Origin of the sequence: Microbispora siamensis (genome assembly GCF_016863095.1) — a bacterium.
GTDB classification, from domain to species: Bacteria; Actinomycetota; Actinomycetes; order Streptosporangiales; family Streptosporangiaceae; genus Microbispora; species Microbispora siamensis.
The window spans coordinates 90,786-105,124 of sequence record NZ_BOOF01000042.1 but is presented as its reverse complement, the minus strand read 5'-3'; the positions used below and the strand labels follow the sequence as shown (position 1 = coordinate 105,124).

At 71.9% G+C, this 14,339-nt stretch carries 13 protein-coding genes; 5 read left to right on the top strand and 8 right to left on the bottom strand.

The genetic code is table 11. The features are described from left to right. The 8 genes from Msi02_RS32090 to Msi02_RS32055 form a co-directional block, all read right to left on the bottom strand. A partial coding sequence (locus tag Msi02_RS32090) for a hypothetical protein (RefSeq protein WP_204051642.1) occupies positions 1-367 on the bottom strand: 367 nt, incomplete at its 3' end. A gap of 256 nt (positions 368-623) precedes the next feature. Continuing rightward, positions 624-1,730: a cysteine--tRNA ligase gene (locus Msi02_RS32085; RefSeq protein WP_204051641.1), complete on the bottom strand. Its 1,107-nt coding sequence runs from the start codon at positions 1,728-1,730 to the stop codon at positions 624-626. Between the two features lie 45 nt (positions 1,731-1,775). Next, positions 1,776-3,641: a sigma factor-like helix-turn-helix DNA-binding protein gene (locus Msi02_RS32080; protein ID WP_204051640.1), complete on the bottom strand. Its 1,866-nt coding sequence runs from the start codon at positions 3,639-3,641 to the stop codon at positions 1,776-1,778. Between the two features lie 55 nt (positions 3,642-3,696). After that, positions 3,697-5,757, bottom strand: coding sequence for a UvrD-helicase domain-containing protein (locus tag Msi02_RS32075; RefSeq protein ID WP_204051639.1), 2,061 nt, complete (start codon positions 5,755-5,757; stop codon positions 3,697-3,699). Between the two features lie 3 nt (positions 5,758-5,760). Then, complete coding sequence (locus Msi02_RS32070; RefSeq protein WP_204051638.1) at positions 5,761-7,392, bottom strand: hypothetical protein; 1,632 nt, start codon at positions 7,390-7,392, stop codon at positions 5,761-5,763. 65 nt (positions 7,393-7,457) lie between these two features. Next, positions 7,458-8,234, bottom strand: a complete 777-nt coding sequence (locus tag Msi02_RS32065; protein WP_183542493.1) for a class I SAM-dependent methyltransferase — start codon at positions 8,232-8,234, stop codon at positions 7,458-7,460. 125 nt (positions 8,235-8,359) lie between these two features. After that, positions 8,360-9,451, bottom strand: coding sequence for an ABC transporter substrate-binding protein (locus Msi02_RS32060; RefSeq protein ID WP_204051637.1), 1,092 nt, complete (start codon positions 9,449-9,451; stop codon positions 8,360-8,362). 319 nt (positions 9,452-9,770) lie between these two features. Further along, positions 9,771-10,001: a putative acetyltransferase gene (locus Msi02_RS32055; RefSeq protein WP_204051636.1), complete on the bottom strand. Its 231-nt coding sequence runs from the start codon at positions 9,999-10,001 to the stop codon at positions 9,771-9,773. A 97-nt stretch (positions 10,002-10,098) separates the two neighbouring features. On the opposite strand from Msi02_RS32055, the gene fdxA reads away from it, so the two are divergent. Genes fdxA through dapE form a run of 5 tightly spaced genes read left to right on the top strand, consistent with a single transcriptional unit; the run spans position 10,099 to position 14,112 of the window. After that, positions 10,099-10,425 (top strand): ferredoxin, encoded by a 327-nt coding sequence (gene fdxA / locus Msi02_RS32050; RefSeq protein WP_030507471.1) that lies wholly within the window; start codon positions 10,099-10,101, stop codon positions 10,423-10,425. Between the two features lie 57 nt (positions 10,426-10,482). Further along, positions 10,483-11,562 (top strand): succinyldiaminopimelate transaminase, encoded by a 1,080-nt coding sequence (dapC, locus tag Msi02_RS32045; RefSeq protein ID WP_079319407.1) that lies wholly within the window; start codon positions 10,483-10,485, stop codon positions 11,560-11,562. A gap of 11 nt (positions 11,563-11,573) precedes the next feature. Next, entirely contained in the window at positions 11,574-12,209 is a 636-nt protein-coding gene (locus Msi02_RS32040) for a DUF4178 domain-containing protein (protein ID WP_204051635.1), read from the top strand. Positions 12,210-12,267: 58 nt separating this feature from the next. Next, a complete protein-coding gene (locus Msi02_RS32035; RefSeq protein WP_308441846.1) occupies positions 12,268-13,032 on the top strand; it encodes a hypothetical protein in 765 nt (254 codons plus the stop codon). Positions 13,033-13,056: 24 nt separating this feature from the next. Beyond that, the gene (dapE, locus tag Msi02_RS32030) at positions 13,057-14,112 is read left to right on the top strand and encodes a succinyl-diaminopimelate desuccinylase (RefSeq protein ID WP_204051633.1); all 1,056 of its coding nucleotides are present in this window, start codon (positions 13,057-13,059) and stop codon (positions 14,110-14,112) included. Positions 14,113-14,339: the final 227 nt, after the last annotated feature.

Here is a 14,339-nt window from a genome sequence, read left to right as displayed (position 1 = left end):
GATCAGCCAACGCGGAGGTGATCCGATCCCGCGCGAACATCAACTCCTCGGCCTCGGCCAGACAGATGTCCACATCCTCCGGAAGCGGAGTCAGCGCCAACTCCTGCGCCGACTCACGAAGAGAACCCACCAACACCCACGACGACCGGGCCCGGTCTCGACCGGCGCCTGACCCACAAGCACCGGCTTCCGAGCCATCCGCAGCACCGGCATCGTCCGCGACCTCCTCGTTCCCGGCTCCACAGCCGCAGGCACGTGAGTCCCCGGACGCCCACAACGGCGAGTCGGCGGTCAACCGATCCCACCAGTCGCCACCAGCATTATTCGAACGAGGAGAGCGGTCGGGATCGACAGCAAACAGATCCATCGCGATCCTCCTCGCTAGATTCGAATACTTGTATGAATTCTTTCACGCCGTCGCGCCTCGCACACTCTTTGAGCAGCGAATTGTTGGAGCGACAGGTTGAGCTGCCGGGCTGCACTCGTGCACGAAAGGAGCGGGGGCTGCCGGGTCGGCCCAAGCCCGACCGCATCGAGAACCAAGCCCGTCCACATCGAGAACCACGCCCGACAAACGGACGGGCGCCGGAGCCGGCCCGTCCGGCGTACGCGGGGAGTGCCCGTCAGATGCGGCCGATGTCGGCGGGCAGGTCGAGGGCGAGCACGTGGTCGAAGTGGAGGAAGGTCTCGAACTTGGCCCCCGGCGCGACCGACTCGTCGGCCTCCAGGTTGCGCAGCAGGCGTAGCGCCCCGGGCGTGTCGAGGTCGTCGTCCAGCGCCCGCTGGACGCGCTCGGCGTGGGCGTCGTCGATCGGGCGGCTCGGCGACTCCGCCCATTCGGCGACTCGCCGCCGAAGCCGCCGCAGTTCCTCGTCGGCGGCGCGGAGCGCGTCCCAGGTGAGGTCGACCGGCCGCCGGTAGTGCTGCTCCAGCAAGGCCAGCCGTACGGAGAGGGGATCGAGACCGGCGGCGACGACGCCGGACAGCGGCACGGCGTCTCCGATGCCTGCCGGGCGGCCCTCGAACAGCAGGCGCCCGGAGTGCGCCCAGTGAACGGCCGCCTCCTGACCTGTCGCGGCGTTCGACTGGGCCCGCGCCCTCTCGTGGTGGGGGAAGCACAGGTCGGCCCCGCCCACGTACAGGTCGAAGCGCGGGCCGAGGAACCGCAGCGGCGTGGCAGAACACTCGATGTCGCGGCCGGGGAGCCCGCGGCCCCAGGGCGCGTCCCAGACCGCTCCGGCGCCGCCGTCGGCCGGTCCCGGCAGCGGCTCCCACAGGGGCCAGTCGGACGCCGAGCCCGGCTTGCCGGAGATCTCGCCGTACGTGGGGAAGGACGCCGCGTCGAAGAACACCGCTCCCTCCGGGGTGGCGTACGCGTGGCCGCGCTCGATGAGCCGCCCGATGAGCTCGATCACCAGGCCCATCGTCTCGCTGGTCCTGGGGGAGTGCTCGGGGGCGCGCATGTTGAGCGCGAGCGTGTCGGCGTCGAGAGACGCGGCATCGCCGTTACCGCCGTCCGGGTGAAGGAGGTCGGAGACGTTACGGCAGGCGAGCACCCGCAGCCCGGCGCGTTCGGCGACGCGGCGGACCAGGTCGGCGAGCAGGGCGGGGCGCAGGTCGGCGAGACCGGCGGGCCCGTGCGCGGCGCAGGTGTACATCCGCAGGATCCGCGAGCCGGCCGGGGCGACGGGCACGACCTGCCGGTTCAGGGTGTCGTGGAGCCGCAACATGCTCCGAGCCTACGTGCTGCCCCCGACATCTCTCCCACCCCCGTGTCAGGTCAGGAAGCGCAGGATGTCGCGGTCGCCGCGTTCGCGCAGGCGGTCGAGGATCTCCTCGCGGGCGGCCCCCTCGGGCAGACCGATGCGGGCGCCGATGAGCCGCAGGCCCTCGGCCTCCGACGCCACCGGAGCGGTGTACCCGATCAGGTGCAGCGCCTGGTTGATCGCGGGCAGCCCGGCCCCCGCCACGGGCAGGAAGCGGGTCAGCAGTTCGCCGCCGTCGGAGACCGTCAGGAAGACGTGGTCGCCCTCGGACGCGTTGTACTCGGCGAGAACGTTCCTGATCGAGCCGATGGTCGGCTGGTTGTGCCAGCTGATCACCACCTCGCCCGACGCGGTGGAGGCGGTGAGCTGGCCGCCGGGCGCCATGCCGAGGTGCGCGGCGAAACCGGTCGGCAGCGGGGAGCCCGAGCCGCGCAGGTGCTCGGCGTTGACGTCGACACGGTGCCACCAGCGGCCGTCCCTGCTGCGGAAGCAGCGGCGGGTCATCGAGACGTCCCGGCGCGGCTGGTACGGCTCGGCCTGGTCCTGGGCGGCCACCCTGATGTAGCCGCGCTGGGTCCGCTCGAACCCGGGCCCTCCGGCGTACGCCCTGATGGAGCTCTCGCTCACGTCGTAGCGGGAGGTGAGGTTGTCCACGACCGTGCTCACGGACGCCTCGCCGCCCGCGCGCTCGATCTCCCGGATGATCATCTCCCGGATGCCGAGGTACTCGTCGCCGCCCCAGCGCCGCAGGCCGTACTTACTGCGGTCGAGCCGGATGAACCGCTCGTCCGAGGCGAGCTGGTTGCGGATGCCGACGAGGCTGTAGTCCTCGCCGATGCGGGTCTGGATCTCCTCGGGCGCGAGCGGGGCGCGGGCGACCGCCAGCACGGCCTCCGCCTTGTCTCCCATGCTGCGCGGCCAGGGGACGACGTGGCCCTCCATGACCCGCAGGTGCGGCACCGACGCCAGCCAGCGCTCGGCGACGTCCTCCCGGATGCCGAGCTGGGCGACGAGGGAGACCGCCTCCTCGAGCGGCCGGGGGCCGTCGGTGAACAGCTGCCGGGTCTTCTCCCTGAGCTCGTCCGCGCCGCCCGCGACCAGCCAGCCGTCCACCTGCTCGTACCCGGTCAGGAGCGTACGGACGAACCGCCAGGCGGGGATCGCGAGCGTGATCAGCTCGGTGCGGTGCCACGGCACGGCGGCGGCGAGGTCGTCGGCGGGCACGGCCGAGCCCAGCCGGGTGCGCAGCCAGGACAGATGGGCGTTCAGCGGCGCGGCGGACGGGCCGTTCAGCCAGTCCATCACGTGGTCGCGCAGGTCGCGCTCGATCTGCCGGATGCGCTCCCGGGTGACCGAGAAGCGCTGGGCCAGCTCGTCCAGCGTGGCCCGCTGGGCCTGGCCCGGTTGCTGGGAGGTGTCGAAGTAGAGCCGGTCGCGTGCGATGGCCCGCTGGCGGTCGTCCAGCCGGGCGAAGATCTCGTCGATGATCTCGGGCATCGGCCGCTCGGGGAGGGCCGGCGGGACCGGCGCCCCGGCCGGCTCCCGCGCGGGCTCGGTGGCCAGCAGCTTGTCGATCACGTCGACGTACAGGTCGTGGACGCTCTCCCGGGGGCCAGGCGTCTGGAGGCTCTCCTCGGGGTGGGTGAACCTCAGCAGCGGGAGGATGTCGCCGAGGACCAGGTGCGCCCAGCAGGCGATGGTGAGGTCGGCGAGCCGGGAGGCGACCTGGCCGGTTCCCACCGCCGCACAGGCCCGGTCGAGGGGAAGCGCCTGCCACCACGCGTCGGGAAGACCGGGGTCGCTCGCGATCGGCTCTACCTGGCTGGGCGCGGTCCAGCGCAGCGGAGGCACGATGTCGCTAAGGCTGAGATTCATGCAGGTCCAACCGGCAAGGGGAATATATCCGCAGTTCAGACTAGGGGATCGGACGTCAGGCCGGGATGAAGGGACTGGCGCGCCCCGAATAGGACACGTAGAGCAGCTCCCCCGCCCGCGTACACGCCACGTAGAGCAGCCCCCGTTCGCGTTGCAGATCGTGCGCCCGGGCCGTCGGGTCCTCGTCGGCCGGGGTCAGCGCGTCGGGCGCCGGCACGATTCCGTCAGCCACGCCTATCACGGCCACCCGGCGGAATTCCAGCCCTTTCATGCCGTGAAGGGAGGTGACTTTGACCGTGATGCCCGCTTCGCGTAGTGCGGTGCGCGCGGTACGCACGAGGTCGGAGGTGCGCGCGGCCACCGCGATCTGGGCGGTCGGCACGCCCTCCTCCAGCCATTCGGCCACGGTGGAGACGAGCCCGGCGATCTCCGCCTCCGCGTTCACGTACCCGCGCACCATCGGGCGCGTGCCGTGATCCAGCGCGCGGTAGCCGTACATCGCGGCGTTGCCCGCGACCAGGCCGTCGGCCGGACCACCGCCTCGCAGGCGCACTCCCCACGACAGGATCTCGGTGGGCAGCCGGTGGGAGATCTTCAGCTGGAACCTGCGGGCGGGGATGCCGACGTCCGCCAGCGCGACCCGGGTGTCGAACATGCGCTGGTGCGGGTCTCCCAGGATGAACAGGTCGTTCGGGGCGGCGGGGACCGCCGCCCGCAGCAGCCGCCACTGGGCGGGGTGCAGGTCCTGCGCCTCGTCCACCACGATGTGCCGGTACGGCTCCCGCCCCGGCGCCTCGTCGCCCAGCAGGTCGCCCACGGCCCGCCCGAGCAGGCCCGCCGCCTCCGACGCGAGCTGGAGCAGGGTGCGCCGGCCGGACTCCCGCAGCCGCCGTACTACCTGCTGGACGGCCTCCCACACCATCGTCCTGGCCTCGGCGTCGAGCCGGACGCCGCGGCCCGGCCGGGCGGCGGCCTGATACTCCTCCAGTGTCCGCAGGTCCTGCGCGAGGATCACCTGCTCCCACTCGCGCAGCAGGAACGCGCTGCCGAAGCGCCTGCCGGCCGCCTCCTGCCACAGCTCGGCGAGGTCGTCGGAGGAGACGAGGGCGGGGGCGCGGCCCTCCGCCTCGGCGACGATGCGGTGCGCGATCCTGTCGACGTTGCCCACCTCGACGCGCTTGCGGACCACCTCGTCGTCGATGATCATGTCGAGCCGCGCGGACAGCTCGGTCGCGAGGCTCTGCGAGAACGTGACCAGCAGCACCGGGCCGGTGGCCGCGCGGGCCAGCAGGGCCGCCCGGTGCAGTGCGATGACCGTCTTCCCGGTGCCCGCGCCCCCGGTGATCAGCACCGGCTGCTCGTACGCCGGCCAGTTGGCGTACGTGTGCTGCGGGGGATAGAGGAACGTGCACCAGCCGGGCAGCGTGAGGATGCGCTCGAGCTCGGCGGCGTCGGCGGCGAACGCGGCCCGGTCGGGGCTGCGCCGCAGCGCCGCCAGGAGGTCCTCCGGGTCGATCTCGTCGGCGACGCGGGAGCGGCAGGCGTCCAGCTCGCGCCAGGCCGCCGCCAGCGAGCCGCCGCGGGCGAGCGCCGCGAGCGGCGCGTACTGGCTGTGCGGAAGCAGCGGCTCCACGGCCGCGAGATGCGACTCCGACGTCATCAGCCGCAGCAGCGGCAGCAGGCGGGGGTCGATGCCGATGTTCAGCAGGTCGTTGTCGCACCAGTTCTCGAACAGCGGCCGGCCGCCGGTCTCCGACGCGCGGCGCAGGGCCGGCTCGATCCGCTCCAGCGCCTCGGCGTCCCAGGTCTCGACGATCCCGATGGCCGTGTTGACGCCGACCCTATGCCGCTGCGCGTACGACCACGCCTCGGCGTCCGGCAGCACGGTGAGCAGCCAGTAGACGTCCTCCTGCCGCACCACCACCCCCCGGTGGCGGTCGGCCAGCCGCAGGGTGGCGACCCGGGGGTCGCGGCAGTTGCGCACCCTCTCGGGGTGCGGCGCGGCGGACGCGTTCAGCAGGAACCGGCGTACCGCGACGGCGACGTCCCGGCGGACCGGCCGGGTGAGCGCGCCGAGCCCGCGCAGGAACTCCGGGGAGATCGCGAGCCGGGGCATCGGCTATCCCAGCAGGGTCAGCAGGTCGCGGTCCCCGCGTTCTCGCAGCCGCGCGAGGAGTTCGGGCCGCCCGACGGGCGCGGAGAGTCCGACACGCGTCGCGATCACCCGCGCCGCCTGCTCGGGCGTGCCGCTCGGCGCGGTGTAGCCCACCAGGCGCAGCGCGCGGCTCGTCTCGTCACCGCCGTTCGCCGCCGGCAGGTGCCGTACGCGCAGCATGCCCTCCTCGGACAGGGTCAGGAAGATGTGGCTGCCCTCCTCGGCCGAGACCTCGCTGAGAATCCGCTGCAGGGAGCCCAGGGCCGGCCGCGCGTGCCAGGAGAGGCCGACCTCACCGGCGGCGCTGCGCACGGTGCGGTCCTCGCCCGGCGCGAGGCCGACGTACGCGGCGAACCCGCTGGGCAGTGGGACCTCGCCGCCCTGGAGGTGGTCGCCGGAGACGTCCACCCTGAGCCACCACCTGCCGTCCGGCTGCCGGAAGCACCGCCGGGTCAGCGCCACGTCCTTGAGCCCGACCTGTTGCCGGTCCTGTTGCCGGTCCTGTTGCCGGTCCTGTTGCCGGTCCTGTTGCCGGTCAGGGGCGATCTCGGACGCCTTCTGGGCGCGCAGTTGCGGCACGCTCTCCAGCCACTGCCTCGCGACGTCGGGACGGATGCCGAGAGAGCCGATCATCTCCAGTGCCCGGGGGACGGTCGGCGGGCGCTCGGCCGAGGCGATCAGGCTCCGCGTCCTCTCCCGCAGTTCCTCGATGTCGCCGGCCACGAGCCAGTCGCCGAAGAGGCGGTGGCCGGGGAGCGTGGCGAGCACGAACCGCCAGGCGGGCACCTCCAGCGAGCGCAGCTCGCGCCCGTGCCACTCGGCCGCCGTGACGAACCGCTCCTTGGGGACCGCGGCTCCGAAGGTGTCGGTGAGCCAGGCCAGATGCTCGTTGTACGGCTTCGCCTCGGGCAGCGCGAGCCAGCGGGACAGCCGGTCACGCAGGGCCGCTTCGAGATCGTGGATGACGGCGGGGTGGACGGCCAGCAGCCTGGCCAGTTGCTCGGGGTCGGACGGCTCGTCGGCGAAGACCCGGTTCTGCGCCACCATCCAGGTCTGGTCGTCCAGGCCGCCGAACGCGGCGTCGATCAGCTCGGGGATGTCCGGGACCTCGTGTTCCGGTTGTTCCGCGACCTCTTCGTCCGGAGGATCCTCGACCCGCTCGGATATCGGCTCGGAGACAGGCTCGGCCTCGTCCGGGGACATCCGTAAGAACACGGCGGTGAACAGAGCGGTCAGCACGGGGCGGGCCTTGACGAACGGCTGGTCGGCCAGTTCCCGGCCGGACAGCGCGAGCAGGCCGTGCCACGACCCCGCCCGGTCGAGCGCGATCGCGACCTGGGGGTCGTCGGCCTCGTCGGGATCGAGCACGTGCAGCGCGGGCAGCACGTCGCCGACGGCCGCCGCCGGCCAGTGGTCGAGCGCGAGCTCGGTGAGCAGGTCGCCCAGCGCCTCGGCGTCCAGGACGGCGAGCACCCGGTGCAGGGGCAGCGTCCGCCACCACGCGTCCGGCAGGCCGGGCCGGTCGGCCAGGGTCGTGATGCGGGCAGCGTCACTCCAGCGCAGCGGTGGCACGAGGTCACTCAGGCAGAAGTTCATGCGTTCCCCATCACTCACAAAGACCAGTCCATAGTCTGGCAAATCGCCCCGTCGTGGTGGAGATGTCAGTGACGTTCCGCGGCGAAACGGAGGCGGACGTAGTCGGCCATCCAGCCGGTCTCCCGGCGCAGGGCGGGGGCGGCCAGCTCGTTGACCCGGCGCAGCAGCGGCTCCACGGCCGCCGGGGGAACCCGGTCGAGCAGCGAGCCGGCGAACATCCGGACCCAGTCGGCCGCGCCGTTCGGGCACTCGTCGAGCGGGGTGGGGCGGTCGAAATACTCCAGCAGCCGGACCGTGAAGCCGCCCTTCTCCAGGCGGTGGGCGTACTCGGCCGGGCTGGGGAAGTACCACGGCAGTTCGGGCTCGGGCAGGCCGTACTCACGCCAGGCGGTGAGCACGGCGGAGGTCAGGGCCGCGCAGTTGCCCGCGCCGCCCATCTCGGCGACGAACCGGCCGCCCGGCCGCAGCGCCTCCCGCACGCAGTCGATCACCGCGTCGGGGTCGCGGCTCATCCAGTGCAGCGCGGCGTTCGAGAAGACCGCGTCGTACGGCTGGGCGACGGTGAAGTCGTAGCCGTCGCCCACGGTGAAGTCGAGTCCGGGATGGTGCGCGATGGCCTGCTCGATCATGGAGTGGGAGCCGTCGATGCCCAGCACGTGGGCGCCGCGCCTGGCGATGTCGGCGGTGAGCACACCGGTGCCGCACCCGAGGTCGAGCACGCGCTCACCGGGGCGCGGGTCGAGCAGTTCCACCAGTGGCGCGCCCTGAGCCGAGACGTAGCCGAAGGAGCTGTCGTAGGCGCGAGCGTTCCATCGGGTGAGACTGGGAGTTTCGTACCTCAAGATCGGCTCGCATTCTGACACGTGGTGCCCGGTGTCGGGATTGCCGCAATCTCATGCCGACTGGTGAGACTGCTGGGATAACGACACACTTTACGGCTTCCGTCGCCTCTGCGAGATCGAGTGGCTCAGCCGACTGCCTGGGCCCAATGCGCGGTCACGTATGACTTGGCCTGATCCTGCTCGGGGATGTTCAGGATCACCGGGTCGCCGGACGCCTCCGGCAGCCGGGCGGCGGCGTCCCCGTCCAGCGTGTCGCGCATCTCCATCGCCTCCATCCGGGCGGGCCGCGCGTACGCCTTGAGGAAGAGGTTCTGGCCCTCGTCGGACAGCAGGAACTCCTCCCACAGCCGGGCGGCGGCCGGGTGCGGCGCGTCGGCGCTGATCGCCTGCATGTAGTAGGAGGCGAGCACCTCGTTCCTGGGGATCGTCACCCGCCAGGCCGCCGCGCCGCGGCCGGAGGCGGCCCGCGCCGCGTTCATGAAGTCCCAGTCCACGACCGCGGTCGCCTGGTCGGGCCGGCCGAGCATGCCGCCCTTCTTCAGCCGCGCGAACAGGTCCACGCCCCGCGCGGCGTCCGGCAGTCCGTTGCCGAGCGAGGCCGCCATCACGGCGCTGAACGCCGACGCCACCCGGCGCGGGTCGCCCGGCAGCGCCACGATCGTCCCCGGCCTGACCAGCGCGCCGTACGACGCGGGGGCGGGGACCTTCCTCGGGTCGTAGCCGATCGACATGTATCCGCCGTAGGCGGCGTACCAGCGTCCCCGCTGCTCCTTGGCCTCGTCGGGGATGTCCGCCCAGCCGGTCACCCGGTAGGGCGCGAAGAGCTTGGCGTTGGCGACCGCGACCTCAAGGGTGAGGTCGAACACGTCCGGCGCCTGATTCGTCCCCTTCAGGCGGGCCGCGGTGTCGATCTCCTGCTTGCTGCTCGCCTCCGGCACGATCGAGGTCACCTTGATCCCGTACTTGTCGGAGAAGCGGGCGATGATCTCCTTGTAGCCGACCCAGCCGCCGGGCAGGCCCACGACCGTGAGCGCGCCCTCCTTCTTGGCCGCCTCGACGAGCCTGTCCATGGTGCCGAACCCGGACTCCAGGCTGTCGGCCTGGGGGTTCAGGGGCGGCAGCGGCTTGTCCGACGACGACGGCTTCGAGCACGCGGAGGCCGCGGACAGGAGGAGGGCCGCCGAGGAGATCGTCACGACGCAGGCACGTATGGTCACGCGGCGTATGCTCCCCGCGCCGCGGCGGTCGTTCGCGGCGGCGCGCTGGGCCATTACCGAGTCGGCGTCCACGTCATGCACGCCGATTACCGGGCGCGGGGGGATTACCGGGCAGGCGGCGCGGGCGGCACGACCTTGGCCGTGTCCGGTGATCTTTCCAGCCTACTGCGGTCGCCCAGATGGCGCCTCGCTGCGTTCTCGCCCCACCCACGAAAATTCCTCGCAGGCTCGGAATTTCCGCGGGGCCCGGGAAAGACGCCCATAGCTCCGCTATGGGCTCCTCCTCGGCCTTGCGATGCATCCATCTGGCCGATCCTCGCTACGGCGAAAGATCACCGGACACGACCTTGGCGGCGGCCAGGGTGTCCTCGGCGATCTCGACGAGGCTTCCGTCCCGTTTCCGTACGGTGAGCACCCCGTCGTGCCAGGATTCCAACACGCCGACGGCGTCCCGGTGCCCGCCGGGCACTCTGCGCCGCGTCGTCACCCGTTTGCCCACGTCGGCGGGGGTGATGGCGACCACGAGACGGGCTCCGAGCCGAGGGGCCACGACGATTGCCCCCCTCCTGTTCCGGCTAGTCGGCAGGCACCGCAATACTAGGGCTAGCAACCCGCGGTCGAGCCGTGCAACCCAGAAGGAGCCCGAGGTGACGTACGTCATCGCGCAGCCTTGCGTGGACGTCCTGGACAAGGCGTGCATCGAGGAGTGCCCCGTCGATTGCATCTACGAGGGCGAACGCATGCTCTACATCCACCCCGACGAGTGCGTGGACTGCGGTGCGTGCGAGCCGGTGTGCCCCGTAGAGGCGATCTTCTACGAGGACGACCTTCCCGAGCAGTGGAAGGACTTCTACAAGGCCAACGTCGATTTCTTCGAGGAGCTGGGGTCGCCCGGCGGCGCCTCGAAGGTCGGCAAGATCAACAAGGATCACCCGCTGGTCGCGGCGCTCCCGCCGCAGGGTGAGGACCACTGACCGACGCCTGATCAGCGCATTCGATCAGCGCGGTCCGTGACGACTGGGGGATTTTCTTTGCTTGCGTTGCCGGACTTCCCATGGGATCGGCTCGTGCCCTATCAGGACCTGGCACGGGCGCATCCCGGCGGGATCGTCGACCTGTCGGTCGGCACGCCGGTCGACCCGGTGCCCCCGGTCGCCCGTGAGGCGCTCGCCGCCGCCGCCGACAGCCCCGGCTATCCCCTGACGTACGGCACGCCGCGGCTGCGTGAGGCGGCCGCGGGCTGGCTGCGGCGGCGGCACGGCGTCACGGTCGACCCGGCCGACGTGCTGCCGACCATCGGCTCCAAGGAGCTGGTGGCCTGGCTGCCGACGCTGCTCGGCGTCCGGCCGGGCGAGCGCGTGGTCTTCCCCGAGCTCGCCTATCCCACCTACGACGTGGGCGCGAGGCTGGCCGGGGCCGAGCCCTACGCGACCGACGGGCTCCTCGCGCTGGGCCCCGAGCGGGTGCCCCTCGTCTGGGTGAACTCGCCGTCCAACCCCACCGGGCGGGTCCTGCCCGCCGAGCACCTGCGCAAGGTCGTCGCGTGGGCGCGCGAGCGCGGTGCGATCGTCGCGTCCGACGAGTGCTACATCGAGCTGGGCTGGGAGGAGCACCCGGTCTCCGTCCTCCACCCGGACGTGTGCGAGGGCTCCCACGAGAACCTGCTCGCGGTCCACTCGCTGTCGAAGCGGTCGAACTTCGCCGGATACCGCGCCGGCTTCGTCGCCGGCGACCCCCGGCTCGTACGGCGGCTGCTGGAGGTGCGCAAGCACGCCGGCATGATGATGCCCGCCCCGGTCCAGGCCGCGACGGCGGCCGTGCTCGACGACGACGCGCACGCCGACGAGCAGCGGGAGCGGTACGCCCGGCGCAGGGCGGTGCTGCGGCCCGCGCTGGAGCGGGCCGGCTGGCGCATCGAGCACTCGGACGCCGGGCTCTACCTGTGGGCCACCGACGGCACCGGTTGCTGGGACCAGGTGCGCGCCCTGGCCGAGCGGGGCATCCTCGTCGCGCCGGGCGAGTTCTACGGCGCCGCCGGGCGCGGCCACGTCCGCATCGCCGTCACCGCCACGGACGAGCGCGTCGATGCGGCGGTGAGCCGCCTCCAGTAGGATCGCGCGCCATGACGACAGCGATCGTGATCGTGCTGGGCCTCGCCACGGTCGTCGTCGTGCTGGGCGCCTTCGCCACCGCCCGGCGCACGCGTGCGCGCGAGCCGGTCCGCACCCCGCCCGCCGCTCCGGGAGAATCGCAGCCGCGTGACCCCGCGGCCGATTCCGACTTCTTCGATCCCCGCACGATCAGGGTGGGCGACACCGTCTACGTGGAGGCCGCCCGCTATCGGGCCGTCGGCGCGTTGCACTGCACGATGCAGGGCGAGAAGTGGACGGAGTATCTGCTGGACGAGGGTGCCCGGCGCTACAACTGGCTGTCGGTCGAGGAACGGCCGGGCAAGGAGGGCGAGCCCCTCCACCTGGAGGTCCTGTTATGGACCGACGTGCCGACCCAGGGCATGGTGCCGGCCAGGCACATGCTCATCGTGGACGGCCTGGAGTTCTATCCCATCGAGCGCGGCACGGCCGCCTTCCGCTCCGAGGGGACCACCGGTCTGCCCGAGCGCGGCCTGCTCGACTTCGCCGACTACCGGGCGGGCGACGGCCGCCTGCTGTCGTTCCAGCGTGTGCAGGGCGGCCAGTGGGAGGCGTCCTACGCCCGCCCGCTCACTCCCGGTTCCATTCGAGTGGATCGGCTGCCCTGATCACACGGGTAGGTTCTGCTACGTGGAACGGCGCCTTACCAAACCTGTCGTGACCGTCATGGTCATCGTCGTCCTGCTGGGCGGGGCCATCTTCTACGGCGCCTATCACCTGCTGAAGCGGACCGAGCCGTTCGCTCTCGGCGAACACTGCATGATCAAGACCCCGGACGGCTCCCTCGACCTCGACATCGAGCAGGCCCAGGTGGCCGCGACCATCGCCGCCGTCGCGGTGCGGCGCAAGCTGCCCGAACGCGCCCTCCAGATCGCCTACGTCACCGCGATCCAGGAGTCCAAGCTGGCCAACCTGCCGTACGGCGACCGCGACTCGGTGGGCGTCTTCCAGCAGCGGCCCTCGCAGGGCTGGGGGACGGCCGAGCAGTTGCAGGACCCGGTCTACGCGGCGCGGAAGTTCTTCGCCGCGCTGGAGAAGGTGAAGCACTACCGGACCTTGCCGCTGCACGAGGCGGCCCAGGCCGTGCAGCGCTCCGCCGACGGCTCGGCCTACGCCGACCACGAGTACAACGCCAAGATCCTCTCGGCGGCGTTCATGGGGCGCGTGCCCCAGGCCGTCCACTGCTGGTATCCCCCGTCCGACAAGCCGGTCTCGCCGCAGCCCGACGCCGCGCGCAAGCAGCTCGTGCGGGCGCTCGGCTCGGACTCCGCGCCCAAGCGCGGCTGGCTGATCGCCGCCTGGTACGTCACCCACGCGCAGAAGTACGGCCTGCGCCAGGTGCGCTTCGCGGGCGTGACCTGGACGGCCGCCAGCGGGCACGACGGCTGGCGCAAGGACGCCAAGCCCGTCGCCACCGTGCAGATCGCGTGAACCCGTGGATTAAGGTCGGATGGCATGCGGCTTGACCTTGCCCAGGACGTGGGCGCGCTGACGGCGCAGCTGGTGGACATCGAATCGGTGAGCGGCGCGGAGAAGGCGCTGGCGGACGCCATCGAGGAGGCGCTCGATCCGCTGCCGCACCTGACGGTGCTGCGGGACGGCGACGCGGTGGTGGCGCGGACCGAACTCGGCCGGGCCGAGCGCGTGGTGATCGCCGGGCACATCGACACGGTCCCGGTGGCGGACAACCTGCCGAGCAGGGTCGAGGACGGTGTGCTGTACGGCTGCGGGACGTCCGACATGAAGAGCGGCGTGGCCGTCCAGCTCAAGCTCTGCCTGCTGGCCGAGCCCAACCGCGACCTGACCTTCGTCTTCTACGACTGCGAGGAGATCGAGGCCGAGCGGAGCGGCCTGCTGCGGCTCACCCGCACGCACCCCGAATGGATCACGGGTGACTTCGCGGTCGTGATGGAGCCGACCGACGGGCTGATCGAGGGCGGCTGTCAGGGCACGCTGCGCGCCGAGGTCACGGTGAAGGGCGTACGCGCGCACAGCGCCCGGTCGTGGGAGGGCGTCAACGCCATCCACGGCGTCGCGCCGGTCCTGGAGGTCCTCTCCCGATACGAGGCGCGGCGCCCGGTGGTGGACGGCCTTCAGTTCCGCGAGGGGCTCAACGCGGTGGCCGTACGCGGCGGCGTGGCCGGGAACGTGATCCCGGACGAGTGCGTGGTGACCGTGAACTACCGCTTCGCCCCCGACCGCACCCTGGAGGAGGCGTTCGCCCACGTCCAGGAGGTCTTCGACGGCTTCGACGTGCGGCTCACCGACGGAGCGCCGGGCGCGCGGCCGGGGCTCACCCACCCCGTCGCCGCGGCGTTCGCCGCCGCGATCGGCGGCACGCCCCGGGCCAAGCTCGGCTGGACCGACGTCGCGAGGTTCTCGGCCCTCGGGATGCCCGCCGTCAACTGCGGCCCGGGCAACCCGGACATCGCCCACACGGCGGGGGAGAACGTGAGCCTGGCCAAGATCGTCGAAAGCGAGCGGCGGATGACGGCCTGGCTCGGCGAGTGAGCCCGACCGGCCGCAGAAACCGGCCGTAGAACTGGCCGTAGATAGAAGAAAGTGGCTTTCCTCACCGGCCATTTGGTGGGGAAAGCCACTTTCGTCCCGAGCAGCACCCTCGTTTCTTAGACGGAGCCTCGGCGACGACCGGTTCCATCCTTCCGAGGATCTTTTTCAAGATTCTTTTCGGCGCGCCGCGGGGCGTTTGGGACGCGGGCGCCCGGGCAGTGCGTGCG

Excerpts from the sequence above, each read along its gene's own strand:
- Msi02_RS32085 (WP_204051641.1), bottom strand. The coding sequence starts at position 1,730 with ATGTTGCGGCTCCACGACACCCTGAACCGGCAGGTCGTGCCCGTCGCC.
- Msi02_RS32040 (WP_204051635.1), top strand. The coding sequence starts at position 11,574 with ATGACGACAGCGATCGTGATCGTGCTGGGCCTCGCCACGGTCGTCGTC.
- dapE (WP_204051633.1), top strand. The coding sequence starts at position 13,057 with ATGCGGCTTGACCTTGCCCAGGACGTGGGCGCGCTGACGGCGCAGCTG.
- Msi02_RS32075 (WP_204051639.1), bottom strand. The coding sequence starts at position 5,757 with ATGCCCCGGCTCGCGATCTCCCCGGAGTTCCTGCGCGGGCTCGGCGCG.
- Msi02_RS32070 (WP_204051638.1), bottom strand. The coding sequence starts at position 7,392 with ATGAACTTCTGCCTGAGTGACCTCGTGCCACCGCTGCGCTGGAGTGAC.
- Msi02_RS32080 (WP_204051640.1), bottom strand. The coding sequence starts at position 3,641 with ATGAATCTCAGCCTTAGCGACATCGTGCCTCCGCTGCGCTGGACCGCG.
- Msi02_RS32035 (WP_308441846.1), top strand. The coding sequence starts at position 12,268 with ATGGTCATCGTCGTCCTGCTGGGCGGGGCCATCTTCTACGGCGCCTAT.